At 59.8% G+C, this 18462-nt stretch carries 20 protein-coding genes and 1 tRNA gene; all 21 read left to right on the top strand.

What is annotated here, in order from left to right; genetic code table 11:
- Positions 1 to 7: 7 nt before the first annotated feature.
- On the top strand, positions 8 to 574 hold the full coding sequence (gene folE, locus CLV97_RS11215; RefSeq protein ID WP_425440565.1) for a GTP cyclohydrolase I FolE: 567 nt from the start codon (positions 8 to 10) through the stop codon (positions 572 to 574).
- Between the two features lie 94 nt (positions 575 to 668).
- A tRNA-Pro gene (locus CLV97_RS11210) sits at positions 669 to 745 on the top strand.
- A gap of 84 nt (positions 746 to 829) precedes the next feature.
- The gene (gene mtrB / locus CLV97_RS18610; protein ID WP_106345614.1) at positions 830 to 1057 is read left to right on the top strand and encodes a trp RNA-binding attenuation protein MtrB; all 228 of its coding nucleotides are present in this window, start codon (positions 830 to 832) and stop codon (positions 1055 to 1057) included.
- A gap of 65 nt (positions 1058 to 1122) precedes the next feature.
- Entirely contained in the window at positions 1123 to 1629 is a 507-nt protein-coding gene (locus CLV97_RS11200; RefSeq protein WP_106345613.1) for a hypothetical protein, read from the top strand.
- A gap of 257 nt (positions 1630 to 1886) precedes the next feature.
- Positions 1887 to 2654 carry a heptaprenyl diphosphate synthase component 1 gene (locus CLV97_RS11190; RefSeq protein ID WP_106345611.1) on the top strand — a complete coding sequence of 256 codons (768 nt, stop codon included), beginning with the start codon at positions 1887 to 1889 and terminating at the stop codon, positions 2652 to 2654.
- 8 nt (positions 2655 to 2662) lie between these two features.
- The gene (locus CLV97_RS11185) at positions 2663 to 3412 is read left to right on the top strand and encodes a demethylmenaquinone methyltransferase (RefSeq protein ID WP_106345638.1); all 750 of its coding nucleotides are present in this window, start codon (positions 2663 to 2665) and stop codon (positions 3410 to 3412) included.
- Positions 3409 to 4287 (top strand): UbiA-like polyprenyltransferase, encoded by an 879-nt coding sequence (locus CLV97_RS11180; protein WP_425440564.1) that lies wholly within the window; start codon positions 3409 to 3411, stop codon positions 4285 to 4287. Before CLV97_RS11185 ends, CLV97_RS11180 begins: the two co-directional genes overlap by 4 nt.
- A gap of 8 nt (positions 4288 to 4295) precedes the next feature.
- Positions 4296 to 4877 carry a UbiX family flavin prenyltransferase gene (locus CLV97_RS11175; RefSeq protein WP_342749795.1) on the top strand — a complete coding sequence of 194 codons (582 nt, stop codon included), beginning with the start codon at positions 4296 to 4298 and terminating at the stop codon, positions 4875 to 4877.
- Positions 4874 to 5716 carry a menaquinone biosynthesis protein gene (locus CLV97_RS11170; protein ID WP_245891496.1) on the top strand — a complete coding sequence of 281 codons (843 nt, stop codon included), beginning with the start codon at positions 4874 to 4876 and terminating at the stop codon, positions 5714 to 5716. Before CLV97_RS11175 ends, CLV97_RS11170 begins: the two co-directional genes overlap by 4 nt.
- A 119-nt stretch (positions 5717 to 5835) precedes the next feature.
- Positions 5836 to 6822, top strand: coding sequence for a polyprenyl synthetase family protein (locus CLV97_RS11165; RefSeq protein ID WP_342749794.1), 987 nt, complete (start codon positions 5836 to 5838; stop codon positions 6820 to 6822).
- An 89-nt stretch (positions 6823 to 6911) separates the two neighbouring features.
- The gene (ndk, locus tag CLV97_RS11160) at positions 6912 to 7358 is read left to right on the top strand and encodes a nucleoside-diphosphate kinase (protein WP_106345608.1); all 447 of its coding nucleotides are present in this window, start codon (positions 6912 to 6914) and stop codon (positions 7356 to 7358) included.
- A gap of 237 nt (positions 7359 to 7595) precedes the next feature.
- Positions 7596 to 8759 (top strand): chorismate synthase, encoded by a 1164-nt coding sequence (gene aroC, locus CLV97_RS11155; protein WP_106345607.1) that lies wholly within the window; start codon positions 7596 to 7598, stop codon positions 8757 to 8759.
- Between the two features lie 2 nt (positions 8760 to 8761).
- Positions 8762 to 9868: a 3-dehydroquinate synthase gene (aroB, locus tag CLV97_RS11150; protein WP_106345606.1), complete on the top strand. Its 1107-nt coding sequence runs from the start codon at positions 8762 to 8764 to the stop codon at positions 9866 to 9868.
- A gap of 213 nt (positions 9869 to 10081) precedes the next feature.
- Positions 10082 to 11605: an anthranilate synthase component I gene (gene trpE / locus CLV97_RS11145; protein ID WP_245891494.1), complete on the top strand. Its 1524-nt coding sequence runs from the start codon at positions 10082 to 10084 to the stop codon at positions 11603 to 11605.
- A gap of 16 nt (positions 11606 to 11621) precedes the next feature.
- Positions 11622 to 12647 carry an anthranilate phosphoribosyltransferase gene (gene trpD / locus CLV97_RS11140; protein ID WP_106345605.1) on the top strand — a complete coding sequence of 342 codons (1026 nt, stop codon included), beginning with the start codon at positions 11622 to 11624 and terminating at the stop codon, positions 12645 to 12647.
- Positions 12637 to 13413: an indole-3-glycerol phosphate synthase TrpC gene (gene trpC, locus CLV97_RS11135; RefSeq protein WP_106345604.1), complete on the top strand. Its 777-nt coding sequence runs from the start codon at positions 12637 to 12639 to the stop codon at positions 13411 to 13413. The genes trpD and trpC overlap by 11 nt, the downstream gene beginning before the upstream one ends.
- Entirely contained in the window at positions 13410 to 14084 is a 675-nt protein-coding gene (locus CLV97_RS11130) for a phosphoribosylanthranilate isomerase (RefSeq protein ID WP_106345603.1), read from the top strand. Before trpC ends, CLV97_RS11130 begins: the two co-directional genes overlap by 4 nt.
- On the top strand, positions 14053 to 15279 hold the full coding sequence (trpB, locus tag CLV97_RS11125; RefSeq protein WP_106345602.1) for a tryptophan synthase subunit beta: 1227 nt from the start codon (positions 14053 to 14055) through the stop codon (positions 15277 to 15279). The genes CLV97_RS11130 and trpB overlap by 32 nt, the downstream gene beginning before the upstream one ends.
- Complete coding sequence (gene trpA, locus CLV97_RS11120; RefSeq protein ID WP_106345601.1) at positions 15263 to 16063, top strand: tryptophan synthase subunit alpha; 801 nt, start codon at positions 15263 to 15265, stop codon at positions 16061 to 16063. The genes trpB and trpA overlap by 17 nt, the downstream gene beginning before the upstream one ends.
- Positions 16064 to 16094: 31 nt before the next feature.
- Positions 16095 to 17198, top strand: a complete 1104-nt coding sequence (gene hisC / locus CLV97_RS11115; protein ID WP_106345600.1) for a histidinol-phosphate transaminase — start codon at positions 16095 to 16097, stop codon at positions 17196 to 17198.
- Positions 17195 to 18292, top strand: coding sequence for a prephenate dehydrogenase (locus CLV97_RS11110; RefSeq protein WP_106345599.1), 1098 nt, complete (start codon positions 17195 to 17197; stop codon positions 18290 to 18292). The genes hisC and CLV97_RS11110 overlap by 4 nt, the downstream gene beginning before the upstream one ends.
- The last annotated feature ends 170 nt before the right edge of the window (positions 18293 to 18462 follow it).

The following is an 18462-nucleotide window of genomic DNA, read 5'->3' as shown; positions in this document are numbered from 1 at the left end:
AATGTTGATGGGAGTGGATCATGCCAAAATTGAACAGGCCGTGCGGATGATCCTGGAGGCGGTCGGAGAGGATCCGGACCGCGAGGGGCTGGTGGAGACTCCTGCACGGGTTGCCCGCATGTACGAGGAGATTTTCTCCGGCCTCGGACAGGATCCCCGCGACCATTTTACCGTGATTTTCAGCGAGGATCACGAAGAGCTGGTACTGGTGAAGGATATCCCGTTTTTCTCCGTTTGCGAGCATCATCTGGTTCCCTTCTTCGGGAAGGCCCATGTCGGATATATCCCCCGGGGCGGCCGGGTGACGGGCCTCAGCAAGTTGGCCCGGGCCGTCGAAGCGGTTGCCCGCCGTCCCCAGCTGCAGGAGCGGATTACATCCACCGTCGCTGATGCCATCATGGAACGGCTGGAGCCGCACGGGGTGGTCGTGGTGGTGGAGGCGGAGCATATGTGCATGACCATGCGCGGGGTGAAAAAGCCCGGTTCAAAGACGGTCACCTCGGCCGTCCGCGGTGTCTTCAGCCAGGATGCCGCCGCCCGGGCGGAAGCCTTCAGCCTCATCGGTTACCGATAAAAGGAAAGCAAAAACTTTTGGCAAACCCCTTGACATCTTCTGAGGAACGCGCTATATTAATAAGCGTCACTTCAATGAAAGATGTCAAGGATGTCGGGCTATGGCGCAGCTTGGTAGCGCGCTTGCATGGGGCGCAAGAGGTCGTCGGTTCAAATCCGGCTAGCCCGACCACGGAAAAAACCCTCCGTCTCGGGAGGGTTTTTTCATGTCAGCAGGAAAACATTATTCAGGATCAACCTGAGGGAGGTGGGAGCGGTGGAGGGGTTCCAATACGGTGATTACGTGGTGATCAAAGCGAAGGAGAACGGGGTCAATGTCATCGGTTTGACCCGCGGAAAGGATACCCGGTTTCATCATTCGGAAAAGCTGGACAAAGGAGAAGTCATGATCGCCCAGTTCACCGAACACACTTCGGCGATAAAAATCCGCGGCAAAGCGGAGATCCTGACCCGTTACGGGAAGATCGACACGGAGGAATCCTGAGGTGAGTCATGGCGGGCCGGCTTGGCCATAAAATGTTGATAGAAGGAACAAGGGGAGGGGAATCGATGACCCGTCTGGCCCGTCGTCTGTTTGCCTCCGTCTTTCTGTCGGCCATGCTGGCGGCGCTGCTCTCCGTTTTGCCGTCGTTGTCCACGCCTGCGGAGAGTCCCTCCGATGAGCCGGTTTTCCGACCCGTATCTCCGGTACGGATTTCAAAGGATTCACTGGTTGATTTTTTGGCGGGTCAGCCGGTTTCACTGCAAATTCTCCGGGCATCCTGGGAAGACGGTTACTTGTCCCTCGACCTGGAATCGGAGAAAGCCCCGGAGGAGGGACGCGTTTATGCCGATCTGTTCACCCTGGTTCGAAGCTCCTTGGTAACCGCCAGGAATGTGGAAAAGCTGCGTTTTCAGGTCTACCGCCCCGGGGAAGAGTCCCCGTGGGTGACGGTGGAGGCGGATCGTCAGGATCTGGTTCGGGATCCCGGGATGGAGAACGGGGAGGGATTGTCTTTCCGCCAATATTTGGAGGAGACCTTTGAGGTCCGGTATGCTTCCCCTTCTTCCGGCTGAGGGGCGGTCGCTTTCCGCCGAAAAGGGAGTATGGTATACTGGTAAAGGAACTTTTCCGTGTTTCCACCATTTTTCAGCTTTCCCGACAATCATTGCGGCGTGCGTGCTCTGTTTCCGAGACATGTTCGGAGGGTTTTTCCTAGCGAAGAGATACTTGTCCGTGCAGGGGGGTCACGTGAAGGAATCGCCGGAATGGGAGTTCGTGGAAATAGATCCGGCATGGGCCGGGTTTGAGAAACCTTGATGGAGGGCGCGACATGTCCATACATGGCGAAATGGACCGGGTCATCGCCGAAATCGCCGAATGCGCTCGGGATCCCTTTGTGGAAAGACATATCGGCCGACCGAAAACCTCGGCCTTTTTCGTTAAGGTGCTCTATCTTCTGCTTAAATCCTTTTCTCTTCCAAGCGAGCGCATTCGGCTCCACTGCGTGGCCACAACCTTGCTCCAAATGGGGCTTGATCTCCACGAGCGGGTTTCCGTTGAGCCCGAACGGGCGGAACAGGGAATGCGATCCCGCCAATTGTTCGTGTTGGCGGGCGATTATTTTAGCAGCCTGTTTTACCGGTTTTTGGCGGAAAGAGGGGAGATCCGGACAATTTCCCGGCTGTCGGAAGCGGTTTGCGAAGTGAATGAAGCGAAGATGGAATTGTATGCCGTCGCCGGCAGCCGACAGGTGTCTCCGCCCACGTATCTCAGCCTCATCCGCCGCATCCGCGGGAGTCTGCCCTCCGCCCTGTCCGATCTTTTCCATGCGGGGAAGAGCTCGGACAACCCGTGGCGGGATTTGGCTCCCGATTTGGCCGCCCTTGAATGGCTGGCCGATGCGGATATCGAGTATCCGGGCGCTTCAATCGCGCTTCAATCGGATGAAATGCGCCTGGAGCTGATCCGGTCGATCCTGGCGAGCGTAAGGCGGGAAGCTGCAGTGATCGCCCATCCGGAAGTTCGCCTGGAGCTGATCCGGGCGATCGGTGAACGCTTTGATCCGTACCTGACAGAGCCGTTGGCGCGAGAGGGATGAGTGAAAACATGAACAAGGAGTCTCCTGTACCGTCCAAGGAACAGTTTGTTTACCGGGTGTTTGAAAGCATCGCCAAAGATTATGACCGGATGAACACCATTTTGAGTTTCGGCCGTCACAAAGCGTGGCGCCGGTTTACCATGAAGATGATGCGGGTCCGTCCCGGAGATTCCGCCATCGATGTCTGTTGCGGCACTTGCGATTGGGCGATCGCCCTGGCGGAGGAGTCTGTGACGGGGGAAGTCGTCGGCTTGGACTTCAGCGGAAACATGCTGCAGGTGGGGCGGGAAAAGGTGGACGAGCGGGGTCTGGGAGACAGAATCCGGCTGGTCCGAGGAAATGCGATGGAACTTCCTTTCCCCGACAACACCTTTGATCACGCCACCATCGGCTTTGCGCTGCGAAACGTGCCCGATTTCCGGCACGTGCTGCGGGAGATGACTCGGGTGGTGAAGCCGGGAGGGCAAGTGGTTTCGTTGGAGCTTTCCAAACCGACCTGGCCGCCGTTTCGGGCGGTGTACTATGTCTATTTCCGGCATGTCCTCCCCCTGCTGGGCAAGCTGCTGGCCGGCCGCTATGAGCAGTACCGATGGCTTCCCGAGTCGCTGGTCCATTTTCCCGATCATCGGGAATTGGCCCGAATCATGGAAGAGGAAGTGGGGCTTGCAGATGTGCGGGTGTATCCCTTGACGGGAGGGATCGCCGCGGTGCATATCGGACGGAAAAATGAGAAGGCAGAGGAAGAAGGTAGTGGATGACGATGGGATGGATCTACCGGGTAAAAGTGATCCTAAACATGATCAAGTTTGAACATACGGTTTTTGCCCTGCCCTTCGCGTATCTCGGGGCCGTGCTGGGCAGTCTGGTCGTGATGGATCGGCTTCCGTCCTGGGGGCAGATCGGGTGGGTCACGCTGGCGATGGTGGGTGCCCGCAGCGCGGCGATGGCGCTCAACCGGCTGATCGACCGGCATATCGACGCCAAAAACCCCCGGACGGCCAACCGGGCGATTCCGGCCGGTCAGATTTCCGTTCCGGCGGTTTGGTGGTTCGTGGTCGTTTCTTTCCTGGTGCTCTTCATCGCCGCATACAATCTCAACAAACTGGCCGTTCAGCTGTTTCCCGTTGCGGTGTTTGTGCTCGTGATCTATTCCTATACGAAGCGGTTCACATGGGCTTGTCACCTCGTGCTGGGCGTCGCCCTCGGCCTGGCTCCCCTCGGGGGGTGGGTGGCGACGACGGGGCAAATTGACGGCGTCGCCCTTCTGTTGTTCGTCACCGTGGCCCTGTGGACCGCCGGTTTTGATGTGATTTACGCCTGTCAGGATGAAGATTTTGACCGCAGGGAGGGGCTGTATTCCATTCCCGCCCGCTTCGGGCTGAGGCGGGCCCTCAACATGTCCCGCTGGTTTCACGCCGGAACCGTCTTGGGACTGTTGTTTCTCTGGCTGCTCACGCCGCTCAGCGGATGGTTTTTTGTCGGCGTGCTGGCGGCCACAGCCATCCTGATCTATGAGCACCGGATCGTCTCGCCGGACGATTTGTCCCGGCTCAATACGGCCTTTTTCACCATGAACGGCGTCTTGAGCGTGGTGGTCTTTCTGTTTGCGATGGTGGACGTGATCTGGGGATGAGACGGCTGGTGATTGGAATGACGGGGGCGAGCGGCGCTCCCTACGCCCTTTGCCTGATGGAGGAATTGCTCCGGCAGGGGCACGAGGTTCACGTCACGGTGACGGAGGCGGCGTGGCGTGTGCTCAAAGAGGAGCACGGTTGGAACGTGGAAAGGCGGGAGGAAGCGCTTCGGCAGGCCCTGACGGTGAATTCCGATCTTCTCCACTACCACCCGATCCGGGATATCGGCGCGCCGATTGCCTCCGGTTCGTTTCCCTGTGACGCCATGGTGGTGATTCCCTGCTCGATGGGGACCCTGGCGAAGATTGCCCAGGGAATCTCCTCCAATCTGCTGGAGCGGGCGGCGGATGTGATGTTGAAGGAGGGGCGGCCGTTGATTGTGGTTCCCCGAGAAACGCCCCTCAATCTCATTCATCTGGAGAATATGACCAAATTGGCGAGATGCGGAGCGACGGTGCTTCCGGCGATGCCCGCCTTTTATCACGGCCCCCGCGATTTGGAGGATATGGTTCGGTTCGTTGCCGGCAAGGTGCTGGATCAGTTGAACATACCGCACCGGCTGTACAAGCGATGGGAGGGTTCCTGTTGAGACCGATTCGGATTGGACGCATCGCCTTTACCAACATTCTTCCGATCTATCATTTTTTTGATCCGGCGGGGTTGAATGTCGAGCTGATTCACCAGGTTCCGAGCCAGTTGAACCGCCGCATGGCTGCGGGAGAGATCGACATGGGTCCCATCTCTTCTTTCGCCTACGGGGAAAACCACTCCCGGTACTCCTTGATTCCGCATTTGTCTGTCAGCTCGAGAGGACCGGTGAGGTCGATCTACCTTTTCACGCGCCAGGCGGACCTGTCCGATCTCCGCTCCGCCCGTATCGCTGTCACCAACACATCGGCCACTTCCGTCGCTCTTCTGAAAATCCTCCTTCAATATTTCGAAGGGGGAGATCCCGAATACCTCACCATGCCCCCGTCGCTGGAGGAGATGATGGACCGGGCGGATGCGGCCCTGCTGATCGGAGACGACGCGGTTCGGGGGGCCTGGCAGAATCCGGGCTATCGAGTGCTGGATCTCGGCGAGGAATGGTATAAGCGGACCGGGCTGGACATGACCTTTGCCGTTTGGGCGGTCCGGGACGAGGTGATCGAGCGGCTGCGGGATGAAGTGTCGGCGATTGCCTCCCGGTTGATCGGAAGCAAAGAGAAGGGTCTGAAGGATTTGTTCCCGGTGGTTGAGGAAGCCCGCAGGCGGCTGGGGGGCAGTCCCGAGTTTTGGTTCCAGTATTACACCGGGCTGTGTTATGATTTGGGTGAAAGGCAACTGGAAGGGTTGAAAGCGTATTATCAATATGCCGGGGAGCTGGGATTGCTTCCCGAAAACGTTCGGATCCGCGTGTTGGATCTTCCGGCGGGGACGCCCTGTTAGGCGGGAGATTGCGAGCCGCGGGGCTCATCGGTCTGAAAGTCCAGGCCTCTTCATCCTCCGCAAATCGTCAAAGAAGGGATGGAAGGGCGCACGGCTCCCTCATCGGGGAAGCGGATTTTTTGTGCCCGTTGTGGATGAAGCTCTTGGATATTTATGAGGAACTGCGAAGCGACTTGAAGATCATCGAAGAAGAGTTGGCCGACTCCCTTGTAACGAGCCAGGCCGGTTTAAACCGATCCTCCGGCCATCTTCTCGAAGCCGGAGGCAAGCGGATTCGTCCTCTCTTCGTGCTCTTGTCCGGACGCTTCGGACAATATGACATCCACCGGCTGAAACGGGTGGCCGTCCCGCTGGAATTGATCCACATGGCTACGCTGGTCCACGATGACGTGATCGACGACGCGGAAACCCGCCGCGGCCGGAAGACGGTGAAGGCCCAATGGGACAACCGGGTGGCCATGTACACCGGCGATTACATTTTTGCCCGTTCGCTGCAGGTGGTGACTGAAATCGAGGATCCCGCGGTTCATCGGATTCTCTCCCGCTCGATCATGGACATGTGCCGGGGAGAGATCGAGCAGGTCCGGGATTTTTACGACGCCTCCCCGTCCCTCCTCCGTTACTTCCGGCGGATCAAGCGGAAGACGGCGCTTTTGATGGCCGTCAGCTGCCAACTGGGAAGCCTGGTCAGCCGGGCGGAAGAGCGGATTGTCCGAAACCTCTATCTTTACGGGTATTATGTGGGCATGGCTTTTCAGGTCACCGATGATGTGTTGGACTTCATCGGCGATGAATCGGTATTGGGAAAACCGGCCGGCAGCGACCTGCGCCAGGGGAACGTGACCCTTCCGGTGATCTATGCCCTTCGCACCGCCGAACCCCGGGAGAGGGAGCGCATATTGACCTATTTGCAATCCAACGGGAGGAAGGTCCCCCTTTCCACCGTGTTGGATATCGTGCGCCGGTCGGGGGGGATCGATTATTCGATGCGCCTTGCGGAACGGTACCTCCAGAAAGCGCTTTTGGTTTTAAACCGTCTCCCTTCTTGCGGTGCGCGGGATTCCCTGGAGCGCATCGCCCGGTTTGTGGGCAGCCGCTCCTATTAAGGTTTGCTTTTCGGCCGGGTTTTTGGTACAATCCGATTGCCCCTGAAGCGACATCCATTACATATGTTGTTGGAAACGGAGGATCATGCATGGAAAAGACGTTTCTCATGGTCAAACCCGACGGCGTGCAGAGGGGTCTGATCGGCGAGATCGTTTCCCGGTTTGAGAAAAAGGGCTTCAAATTGGTGGCCGCAAAATTGATGACGGTGTCCCGGGAGCTGGCCGAGGCCCATTATGCGGAGCATCGGGAAAAGCCCTTTTTTGAGGAATTGGTCGGTTTTATCACCTCCGGACCGGTGTTCGCGATGATCTGGGAAGGGGAGAATGTGATCTCCGTCGCTCGCCAGATGATGGGGAAAACCAATCCCGCCGATGCGGCACCCGGAACGATCCGCGGCGATTACGGCGTCAGCGTGGGGATGAACATCATCCACGGTTCAGACTCTCCGGAAAGCGCGGAGCGGGAGATCGGCCTCTGGTTCCAAGAGCAGGATCAGATTGCCTATGACAAAACCATCGACCGCTGGATCTACTGAGGTCCTGCGGAGGCCCGGCGAGAGCCGGGTTTTTTTGTTTTTGCGCGAGGAACGGCCGACCGGATGGGATAACGGTTTTTCTTTGCTACTCAGTTAATTTTTTAAACAAGTTTGCTACACAAACTATTTGAGCCATGTTCTGCGGGAAACGCCTAAAGGCGATTCCGAATCGTCCGTTTGTGTGATATGATACTAAGAAAAATTTGTGACGAAGTTTTTCGGGAGAGGGGAGAAGTCGTGCGTTATTTGACGGCGGGTGAATCCCACGGTCCCCAGTTGACGGTGATTATCGAAGGCTTGCCCAGCCAGCTGCCCTTTTCGAGGGAAAAGGTGGATGAACAGCTGGCCCGCAGGCAGAAGGGGTACGGCCGTGGGCGCAGAATGCAGATCGAGTCGGACCGGGTTCAGGTGCTGTCGGGGGTGCGGTTCGGAAAAACCACCGGCGCACCGGTGACGCTGGTGATTGAAAACAAGGATTGGACTCACTGGAAAAAGGTGATGGGAACGGATCCCATCCCGGAGTATGCGGAAAAACGCCGGGTGTCGCGACCCCGCCCAGGTCATGCCGATTTGAACGGGGCCTTGAAATACGGGCACCGGGATATTCGGGATGTGCTGGAGCGCTCCAGCGCGCGGGAGACGGCCGCCCGGGTGGCCGTCGGCGCGGTGGCTCGCCAAATGCTGGAGTTGTGCGGGATCCGTGTGGCGGGACACGTGGTGCGGATCGGGACGGCGGAGGCGGAGGCGACGCCGGACCTGCCTCTGGAGGAGATTCTTCGCCGTGCGGAGGATTCTCCCGTTCGCTGTCTCGATCCGCAGGCGGAGAAGGAAATGATGCGCCTGATCGATGAGGCGAAAAAAGAGGGGGATAGTCTGGGCGGCATCGTGGAAGTGATCGTTGAAGGGGCGCCGGCGGGTCTCGGCAGCCACGTTCATTGGGACCGGAAACTGGATGCCCGCATCGCCCGTGCGGTGGTGAGCATCCAGGCCTTCAAGGGAGTGGAGATCGGCATCGGTTTTGAAGCGGCCCGGCGGAAGGGATCCCAGGTGCATGACGAGATCCTTTGGGCCGAGGACAGGGGGTTTTACCGGGCGACCAACCGGGCCGGAGGCTTTGAAGGCGGGATGACCACGGGCGAGCGAATTGTGGTGCGGGGAGTGATGAAGCCGATCCCCACTTTGTACAAACCCCTCCGCAGCGTGGACATCGAGACGAAGGAACCCTTTGCGGCGAGCATCGAGCGTTCCGACAGCTGTGCTGTCCCCGCCGCCTGCGTGGTGGCCGAAAATGTGGTGGCCTGGGAAGTGGCGCAGGCGCTAATGGAAAAATTCCCCGCCGACACGATGACGGAGATGGTTGAACAGGTCGAGCAATATCGGAGACGGATCGCGAGGTTTTGATCATGCGGACGCTGAAGGTTTCCACGGGCGAGCGCAGCTACCCGATCCGGATCGGGCGCGCTCTGTACGCCCGGCTGCCCGAATGGCTCCGGGATCGGGGGATCGGCCCGGAGCGCCCGTTGATGCTGGTGACGGACACCCATGTCGGCCCGCTGTATGGGGAGAAGGTGGCCGGCCCCTTGCGGGAGGCGGGTTACCGGGTGGGAGAGGCGACGGTGCCCGCCGGAGAATCCTCCAAGAACCTGGAGCAGCTCTCCCGGTTGGTGGAGGAAGGGCTTCGATTCGGTTTGGATCGCCAGGGAGTGGTGTTGGCCCTCGGGGGCGGTGTCGTGGGGGATTTGGCCGGGTTTCTGGCGGCTTCATATATGCGGGGGATTCCCTTCGTTCAGTTGCCCACGACCCTCCTGGCCCACGACAGCAGTGTCGGAGGGAAGGTGGGGGTGAATCATCCCCTCGGAAAAAACGTTATCGGAGCGTTTCATCAGCCGCTCATGGTGGTGTTCGACGTGGACACCCTCCGCAGCCTGCCGAGGCGGGAGGTAATCTCCGGCTATGCGGAGGTGGTCAAACACGCCCTGATCGCGGATGATTCCTTCGCGGACTGGTTGCTCCAGAACAGCGAACGCCTTCTGCAACTGGAGCCTTCCCTGGTGGAGGAGGCGATCTGGAACGGTTGCCGGATCAAGGCGGAAGTGGTGTCAAAGGATGAGAGGGAAGCGGGACTCAGGGCGATCCTCAATTACGGACACACGATCGGGCATGCTCTGGAGGCGGCTTCGGGATATGCCGGGTTGACCCATGGAGAAGGGGTAGCCATCGGCATGGTGGGAGCGGCGATGTTGGGGGAGGCGCTGGGAACGGCGCGGGATGTGGTGAAAGCGACGAGGCGGCTGCTTCAGGCCTTTCACCTGCCGGTCCATCTTGCGGGCGAGTGGTCTGAAGACGAGCTCCTGGAATTGATGCGCCGGGATAAGAAGGCGAGAGGCGGAGCTTACACCTTTGTGCTTCCGAAGCGAGTCGGTGCGGTTCGGGTGGTGCGGGGCGTTCCGGAGGAGGCAATCCGGAGGGTGCTCCGTCAGCTTCAGTCCGGTGAGACTAAAATGGATTGACAGAAACGGCGAACTCGATTAAAGTGATTATAATCCATTGAATCTTTGAGCAGAGCCCAGCTGAGAAGGAAGAGCAGAGGAGAGCAGAGCGGAGCGGAGCCAAAGGGAAGTAATCTCCGATCAAAGCTTTCCATGCTTTGATCTTTTATTTTTCCTCTTTTTTCCTCTTGGTTTTTCCTCTGTCCGTTCTGCCCTCCCGGAAGGAGGGAGAATGTGATTTACCCCCCGTATGCCGAAGTGAAGCGGCTTGCGAAGAACTTTTCATCCATTCCCCTGTGCAAGACGATTTTTGCGGACACGGAAACGCCGGTCTCCTTGTATGACCGCTTGCGCGACCGGCCCTATTCATTTCTCTTGGAGAGCGTGGAAGGCGGCGAAAAGTGGGCCCGGTATTCCTTTATCGGAGCCGATCCATTCTTGATTGTTACGTGCCGGGATGGTCAGGTGACCCTGTCCGGAAAGGAAGGGACAAAGCGTTTTGCCGCTGACCCCTTCAATGTGGTCCAGGATTTGCTCTTGCGGTACCGGACACCCGGCTATTCCGGGCATCCTCCCTTTTTGGGCGGAGCGGTGGGGTACATCGCCTATGAGGCGGTCCGTTACATGGAATCCCTGCCTCCCTTTCCCCACATCGGAAAGGGGACCGGGGCCCGGGATCTCCACCTGATGTTTTGCGATCGGGTGCTGATTTTTGATCATCTGAAACAGCAGGTGACGCTGGTGCACCATCTCCATGTCCCCGAAAAGCCGGAGGAAGCGACGCTTTTGGAGCATTATCGGCGGGCCGTGGAGGAGCTGGAGGAGCGGGCGCGCAGGATACGCACCTGTCGTCCCAATCTGGCCTACTTTCACGATCCTCCCTTTGAGACAAGGGGGGAGCCGGATCTTTCCCGGGCCGATTCCAACATGAGCCGGCATCATTATGAAGCGATGGTGAGAAGGGCCCAGGAGCACATCCGGTCGGGAGATATTTTTCAGCTGGTTCCTTCCCAGCGGTGGACCTGGCATCCTTCTCCTCCTCCCTTTGATGTGTATCGCGTGTTGCGGATCCTCAATCCTTCGCCCTACATGTTTTACCTGAAGATGGGGGACGAGGTGGTGACCGGCGCCTCGCCGGAATTGCTGGTCCGGGTCACCGGAAGAAAGGTGGAAACGCGGCCGATCGCGGGGACCCGTCCCCGTGGAAGGACGGCCGAGGAGGACGAGAGACTGGAGGCCGAGCTGCTGCGGGATGAAAAGGAGCGAGCCGAGCACGTGATGCTGATCGATCTGGGGAGAAACGACCTGGGACGCGTCTGCCGTTACGGAACGGTGCGCGTGACCCAGCAGATGGCGATCGAGCGCTATTCCCACGTGATGCACATGGTTTCCCACGTGACGGGAGATCTGGCTCAGGGCCGCGCGCCCATCGACGCTCTGTGGGCCGTCTTTCCGGCGGGGACCGTCTCCGGCGCCCCGAAGGTCCGGGCGATGGAATTGATCGGGGAGCTGGAGCCGGAGCCGCGGGGGGTGTACGCGGGGGCTGTGGGTTACTTCAGCTTTGCGGGCAATCTCGACACCTGCATCGCCATCCGCACCCTCCATTTCCGCGACGGCAACGCATATATCCAGGCAGGAGGGGGAGTGGTGGCCGATTCGACCCCGGAGGGGGAATATGTGGAATCCCTCAACAAAGCCAAAGGGATGTTTCGGGCGCTGGAGCTGGCGGAAACCTTGTTTAAACCGATTCGATCCTGACGGGGAGGGAGAGCGGATGATCCGGGAGTGTTTGTCAAAGTTGGTTCAGGGGGAGAGCCTGACGCGGGAAGAGTCGCGTCAGCTGATGATCCGGATGATGGAAGGGGATCTCTCCCCTTCGCAGACGGCCGGATTGCTCACGGCCCTGCGCATGAAGGGGGAAACGGCGGAGGAGTTGACGGGATTGGCGGAGGGGATGCGGAGCAAAGCGACCTCCGTTTTCCCGCGAGTTCCCGGAGCGGTGGACACCTGCGGCACCGGCGGTGACGGAGGACGAACCTTCAACATCTCCACAGGAGCGGCGATTGTGGCCGCAGCGGCGGGCATTCCCGTCGCCAAACACGGCAACCGGGCGGTATCCGGCAGGAGCGGGAGCGCGGATGTGTTGGAGGCCCTCGGTGTCCGCATTCAGATGTCGTCGAAGGAAGCGGAGACGACGCTGGAGCGGCTGGGGATCTGCTTCATGTTCGCCCCGCTGTTTCACCCCGCGATGAAGCGAGTGATGCCGACGCGCAAGGAGCTGGGATTCCGAACCTGTTTCAACCTGCTGGGGCCCTTGGTGAATCCCGCCGGCGTCAAGAGGCAGCTGATGGGCGTGTTTGATCCGTCCCTTACGGAAACGGTAGCCCGCGTTCTCCTGACCCTGGGTGCCGAACGGGCTCTGGTGGTGGCCGGCCTGGACGGAATCGATGAGATTTCCATCTGCGCTCCGACGAAAATCAGCGAGGTGAAGGACGGACAGGTCAAAACCTATACGGTGGCTCCGGAGGATCTCGGGGTTCGACGGGTTGCGCCGGAGGCGGTGTCCGGCGGCGATGCCCGGACCAACGCGCGGATTCTGCGGGAGGTTTTCCGGGGAGAAAAGGGGCCTTGCCGGGATGTGGTTCTGGTCAACGCCGGTGCCGTCCTGTATGTGGCCGGCCGGGCGAAGAGCATTGCCGAGGGGGTCCGAGCGGCCGCCGATGCGGTGGACAGTGGACAGGCGGTCGAAAAATTGGAGGAAATGATCCGTTATTCGCAGGAGGTCAACCATGTTTCTTGAGCGGATTGTCGCGGAAAAGCGCAGGGAAATCGAAGAGCTGAAGAATACCCTCTCCGAGGGGAGCGAGGAGCCCGGGATGAAGACGGTCTCCCTGTCGGCGGCGATTCGAAATCATCGGGGCGGACCGGCCTTGATCGCCGAGGTGAAACCGGCTTCTCCGTCCAAGGGGGTCATTCGAAAACAGGTGGATCCCGGGCAGGTGGCGTCCGCCTATCAGCGGGGAGGAGCGAGCGCCGTCTCCGTTTTGACGGACCGACGCTTTTTCGGAGGGGAAGGGGCTTCCCTTCAAAAGGTGAAAAAAGCGGTGTCCCTTCCCGTCCTGCGGAAGGATTTCATCCTGGATCCGCTCCAGGTGAAGGAAAGTCGGATGCTCGGAGCGGACGCCATTTTGTTGATCGCCGCCGTGCTGGATCGTGAGCGGCTTTTGCTATTGAGCGATGCCGCTCATTCCCACGGCATGGAGGTCCTGGTGGAGATCCATCGGGAAGATGAGATCGAGCGGGCCTTGGCATGCGAACCGGATGTGATCGGGATCAACAACCGGGATCTGGTCACATTCCGCACCGATCTCGGGACGACGGAGCGGCTTAGGCCGCTGCTTCCGGACACGATACCGGTGATCGGGGAAAGCGGGGTTTCCTCCCCCGAAGATGTGCGGCGGATGGCCCGGGCGGGAGTGGACGGCGTGTTGGTCGGCGAGTATCTCATGCGACAGGCCGATCCGGAACGGGCCGTGCGCACACTGATCGGAGGTGGGGCACCTTGAGGCGAACCTTTGTGAAGATCTGCGGGGTGCGGACGCAGGCGGACATGGAGGCTCTCCAGGGCCTCGATCTGGATGCCGTGGGGTTTATACTGGTTCCCGGCCGACGGCGGACCGTGCAGGCGGATCAGCTGAAGGGTCTCCTCCGGAGGCTCCCTCCGGGCGCCATGGCTGTCGGCGTGATGATGAATCCGTCGCGGGATGAGGTGATGGATTGGTTCTTCCGGGCCGACTTGGACGCGGTGCAGCTCCACGGAGAAGAGTCCCCCGACTTTTGCCGTTGGATCAAAAAGACTTTCTCGGTTCGGGTCATCAAGGCTTTTACCCCGGATGAAGCGGCGGAAAGGGGAGCTGTGGAAGCCTACGCCCCCTGGGTGGACAGTGTGCTGTTGGATTCCGCAGCCGGCGGGCAAAAGGGAGGAACCGGCGTTCGCTTTCCCTGGGAACGGGTCATCCACCTCAGGGAAAAGTGGAACGGAGCGGGGCGGCCGGTTTGGGTGGCCGGGGGGCTCAGCCCGGAAAATGTGGGGGAACTCCTGATGCGGTGCGCACCGGAAGGTGTTGATGTTTCCAGCGGAGTGGAAACGGAGGGAAGAAAGGATCGAGGCAAGATCCGTTCCTTTGTGGAAAGGGTGAGGATGTATGATCGAAAACCAGTTTGCAAAGCAAACTAAATTCACATCGTCCCATTACGGCCCCTACGGGGGCCGCTACGTACCGGAAACCTTGATGAACGCCCTGTTCGATCTGGAAGAGGGTTTTTGCCAGGCGGCGGAAGATCCTCGATTTCTCAGGCGGCTCAAGGAGCTGAGGGAGGAATATTCCGGCCGCCCCACACCTCTTACCTTTGCCGAGGGGTTGACTCGCGAGATCGGAGGCGCCCGAATCTATTTGAAGAGGGAGGATTTGAATCACACGGGCGCCCACAAGATCAACAACACCCTGGGACAGGCGCTGTTGGCCCAGAGGATGGGGAAGAAGCGGCTGGTGGCCGAAACCGGCGCGGGACAGCACGGGGTGGCATCCGCAACGGTGGCGGCCCTGCTCGGAATGGAGTGTCTTGTGTTTATGGGGGAGGAGGATGTTCAAAGGCAGCGGCTGAACGTCTTCCGGATGAAGCTGTTGGGCGCGGAGGTCGTTCCCGTCCGTTCGGGGACGCGAACCCTCAAGGATGCCACCAATGAGGCGATCCGGTATTGGGTCACCCACGTGGAAGACACCTTTTACATGCTCGGGTCGGCGGTGGGACCCCATCCCTATCCGCAGATGGTCCGGTATTTTCAACGGGTGATCGGGGACGAGGCGAGACAACAAATACTCGAAAAGGAGGAGCGTTTGCCTGATCACGTGGTGGCCTGTGTCGGCGGAGGCAGCAACGCGATCGGCATGTTCGCCTCTTTTCTGGATGACCTCGAAGTTCAACTGCACGGCGTGGAAGCGGCGGGCAGGGGGCTTTCCACCGGGCAACACGCGGCGACACTGTGCAAGGGAAGGCCCGGCGTTTTGCACGGTTCCTACAGTTATCTCCTGCAGGATGAACACGGGCAGGTGCTTCCGGCTCATTCGATTTCGGCGGGGTTGGATTATCCCGGGGTGGGACCGGAACACTCCCATCTCAAGGACACGGGACGCGTCCGGTATACGGCGGTGACGGATGGGGAGGCCCTGGAGGCGGTTCGCCTCCTGTGCCGGACGGAAGGCATTCTGCCGGCGCTGGAGTCGGCCCACGCCGTCGCAGAAGCGGTGAGGATCGCGGAAGGAGCCGGACGGGACCGGATTGTGCTGATCTGTTTGTCCGGCCGGGGAGACAAGGACGTAGAGACGATTGCGGCACATATGGAGGGGTCGGCGGATGGAACGGATTCATGAAACGTTTCAAAGGGGGCAGGCTCCCCGGTTGATTCCATTCATCATGGCGGGGGACCCCGATTTGAATTCGACGGTTTCCTTGCTGCGGGTGTTGGATCAGGAGGGAGCGGCGGCGGTGGAAGTGGGTTTTCCCTTTTCGGATCCGCTGGCCGACGGTCCGGTGATCCAACAGGCCGCTTCGAGGGCTTTGGGCCAGGGGATGACGCTGCGCCGCTTGTGGGAGATGATTTCCACAGCCAGGGAGCGGGGGGTCCGGGTGCCGCTGATCCTGTTTTCCTATTACAATCCGCTGCTCTCCTACGGACTTCACCAATTGACAGCCGATGCCAAGCAGGCGGGATTCGACGGAATCATCGTTCCCGATTTGCCCGTGGAAGAGAGCGAAGGGCTGCGTGAACTCTGCGATCAGCGGGGATTGGCCCTGATTCCGCTGGTGGCACCCACTTCCCGGGAGCGGATCGGTAGGATCGTGTCCCGGGCAAAGGGATTTGTCTATTGTGTTTCGTCGCTGGGGACGACGGGGAGGCGGGATCGCTTTTCCCGGGGGGTGGAAAGCTTCCTGGAGGAGGTTCGCAGCCGTTCCCCGGTTCCCACCGTGGTGGGATTCGGGATCTCCCGGGGTGAGCATGTCCGTCACTTTTCCCGGTTCGCCGACGGAGTGGTGGTCGGAAGCGCCCTCGTCGAGCGAATCGCTTCCGTCTCGGAGCGGCTGCGGCGGGCAGAGGAGCGACCGCAGGCCCTGGACGAAATCCGACGGTTTGTCAGGGAACTAAAAACGGAGTAAGATAGAGAGAAAAACGGCGGGGAGGAACCATATGAAACCGAAGGCTGCCATTCGCGGCTTGCCGGTCTATGAACCGGGCAAGCCTTTGGAGGAAGTGAAGAGGGAGCTGGGGCTCGAAGAAGTGATCAAGCTGGCTTCCAATGAGAATCCCTTTGGATGTTCCCCAAGGGTGATGGAGAGCCTGACCACCGAATTTTCCTCGCTTCCCCTGTATCCCGAGGGAACCGCTCCGGAGCTTCGCCGAGCGTTGTCGGAACGGCTGAAGGTGGATCCCGAGGGGATTATCCTCGGAAACGGCTCGGATGAGATCATACAGATGATATCCCGGGCTTATCTCGAAGCGGGCGATGAAGCGGTGATGGCGGACAAGACGTTTCCCCGGTACAAGACCCAGGCCCTGATCGAAGGGGCCAGGCCGGTGGAGGTTCCCCTGCGGGACGGGGTGCATGACCTTTCGGGCATGCTGCGGGAGGTGACGCCCCGGACCAAAATTCTGTGGATTTGCAATCCGAACAATCCGACGGGGACCATCGTCGACAAGGCTTCGCTCACCGGGCTCCTGGAGGAATTGCCCGATCACGTGTTGGTGGTGATCGACGAAGCCTATGCCGAATACGTGACGGATCCCGCTTATCCCGATTCGGCCCGCCTCCTTGAGAAATATCCCAGGCTCATCGTCCTCAGGACCTTTTCCAAAATCCACGGGCTGGCCTCCCTCCGGGTCGGTTACGGTTTGGCCCATCCCGAGATCGTGCGAGAGCTGCACCGGGTGCGGGAGCCCTTCAACGTAAACCGCCTGGCGCAGCGGGCGGCGCTTGCCGCTCTGGAGGACGAAGCCTTCGTCCGGGAATGCCGGGAACAAAACCGGCGGGGAATCGAGCAGATCTGCCGCCGGCTTGAGGAGTGGAATCTGTTTTATTATCCCGCCCACGGCAATTTCATCTTGCTGGACACGGGACGTCCCTCGGATGAGGCCTTTCAATTTCTGCTTCGGCGGGGCGTGATCGTCCGGTCCGGAAAGGCCCTGGGCTATCCCACCTTCATTCGGGTGACGGTGGGGACGCCGGAACAAAACCGCCGCTTTTTGGATGCACTCGGGGAGTTTGTGGCCAGAGGGGAAGCGGATCAGCCATGAAGGCGGCGATACTGGGAGTCGGCCTGATCGGCGGCTCGTTGGCCCTTTGCCTGAAGGAGCGGACGTCCTGTCACGTCTCCGGTTATGATCTCTCCCAGAAGACCCTGGACTGGGCCGTCGCCGCCGGTGTCATCGACGATGGGAGCCGCAATCTGGAAGAGGCGGTGGAGGATGCGGACTTCATCTTTTTGGCGGTTCCCGTGGGAACGATTCCCGAGCTGCTGTCCCGCCTGGAACGGCAATCCCTTTCTCCCGGGTGCATCATTTCGGACGTGGGCAGCACCAAGGGAAAGCTGGTTCGCTGGTCCGAGCCGTTCCGAAAGCGCGGTGTGACATACATCGGCGGACATCCGATGGCCGGTTCCCACCGCTCCGGTGTGGAGGCGGCCCATTCCCTGCTGTTTGAGAACGCTTATTACATCCTGACTCCTTCGCCGGAGACGCCGCTTTCCGAAGTGCAAAAGTTGAGCGGCCTCCTGCAGGAAGCGACGAGGGCCAAGCTGGTGATCATGGATCCCTTTCACCACGACCGGTTGGTGGGGGCGATCAGCCATTTGCCCCACGTCATCGCTTCCGGGCTGGTCAACCAGGTGGGGCGCTACAACGAGGAAAACGAATGGTTTCACCGTTTGGCCGCAGGAGGGTTCCGGGATCTGACCCGGATTGCGGCGAGCCATCCCGTCATGTGGCGGGACATCCTGATGAGCAATCGCGGGGAACTGTTAAAGCTGATGGACGATTGGCTTTCGGAGATGGAAAAGGTCCGGGATGCGATCAAGCGGGGAGATGCGGAGAAGATCGAGGACTTTTTCCGCCGGGCGAAATTTTTGAGGGAACGGCTTCCCGAACGAAGAAAGGGAATGTTGCTTCCTTCCTTCGAGTGCTACGTGGACGTGCCGGACCAACCCGGCATGATCGGTCGGGTGGCTATGTTGCTCGGGGAAGAGGGGATCAACCTGAGCAACATCGGAATCATGGAAAACCGGGAGGACACCGCCGGGGTGCTTCGCCTCGTGTTCCAGAAGGAAGAGGATCTGAAGCGGGCCATCCGTTTTCTGAACGAAGCGGGCTATCGGGTCTTTTCCTTCGATTGAAGAAAGTTCGGCTTCCGTTTGCAAAATAAAGCCGCCCCGCGGTCATTCCCCGATTTTGGTGCCGGGTTCGCCCCATCAGGGCCCGGCGGTTTCCTGTTTGCGCGGAAGCGGCTCCAAGCACGAACCCGGACGCCCAGAACACATTAATTTCACAGCTATAAGGAAGGGAA

This window comes from Planifilum fimeticola (genome assembly GCF_003001905.1).
In the GTDB taxonomy this organism is placed as follows: Bacteria; Bacillota; Bacilli; order Thermoactinomycetales; family DSM-44946; genus Planifilum; species Planifilum fimeticola.
The sequence above is the reverse complement of the archived record's forward strand: the minus strand, read 5'-3'. Positions and strand labels throughout refer to the sequence as shown.

Coding starts and splice junctions, on each gene's coding strand:
- folE (WP_425440565.1), top strand. CDS start 8: ATGGGAGTGGATCATGCCAAAATTGAACAGGCCGTGCGGATGATCCTG.
- CLV97_RS11200 (WP_106345613.1), top strand. CDS start 1,123: ATGACCCGTCTGGCCCGTCGTCTGTTTGCCTCCGTCTTTCTGTCGGCC.
- CLV97_RS11190 (WP_106345611.1), top strand. CDS start 1,887: ATGTCCATACATGGCGAAATGGACCGGGTCATCGCCGAAATCGCCGAA.
- CLV97_RS11185 (WP_106345638.1), top strand. CDS start 2,663: ATGAACAAGGAGTCTCCTGTACCGTCCAAGGAACAGTTTGTTTACCGG.
- CLV97_RS11180 (WP_425440564.1), top strand. CDS start 3,409: ATGACGATGGGATGGATCTACCGGGTAAAAGTGATCCTAAACATGATC.
- ndk (WP_106345608.1), top strand. CDS start 6,912: ATGGAAAAGACGTTTCTCATGGTCAAACCCGACGGCGTGCAGAGGGGT.
- aroB (WP_106345606.1), top strand. CDS start 8,762: ATGCGGACGCTGAAGGTTTCCACGGGCGAGCGCAGCTACCCGATCCGG.
- trpD (WP_106345605.1), top strand. CDS start 11,622: ATGATCCGGGAGTGTTTGTCAAAGTTGGTTCAGGGGGAGAGCCTGACG.
- trpC (WP_106345604.1), top strand. CDS start 12,637: ATGTTTCTTGAGCGGATTGTCGCGGAAAAGCGCAGGGAAATCGAAGAG.
- trpB (WP_106345602.1), top strand. CDS start 14,053: ATGATCGAAAACCAGTTTGCAAAGCAAACTAAATTCACATCGTCCCAT.
- trpA (WP_106345601.1), top strand. CDS start 15,263: ATGGAACGGATTCATGAAACGTTTCAAAGGGGGCAGGCTCCCCGGTTG.
- hisC (WP_106345600.1), top strand. CDS start 16,095: ATGAAACCGAAGGCTGCCATTCGCGGCTTGCCGGTCTATGAACCGGGC.
- CLV97_RS11110 (WP_106345599.1), top strand. CDS start 17,195: ATGAAGGCGGCGATACTGGGAGTCGGCCTGATCGGCGGCTCGTTGGCC.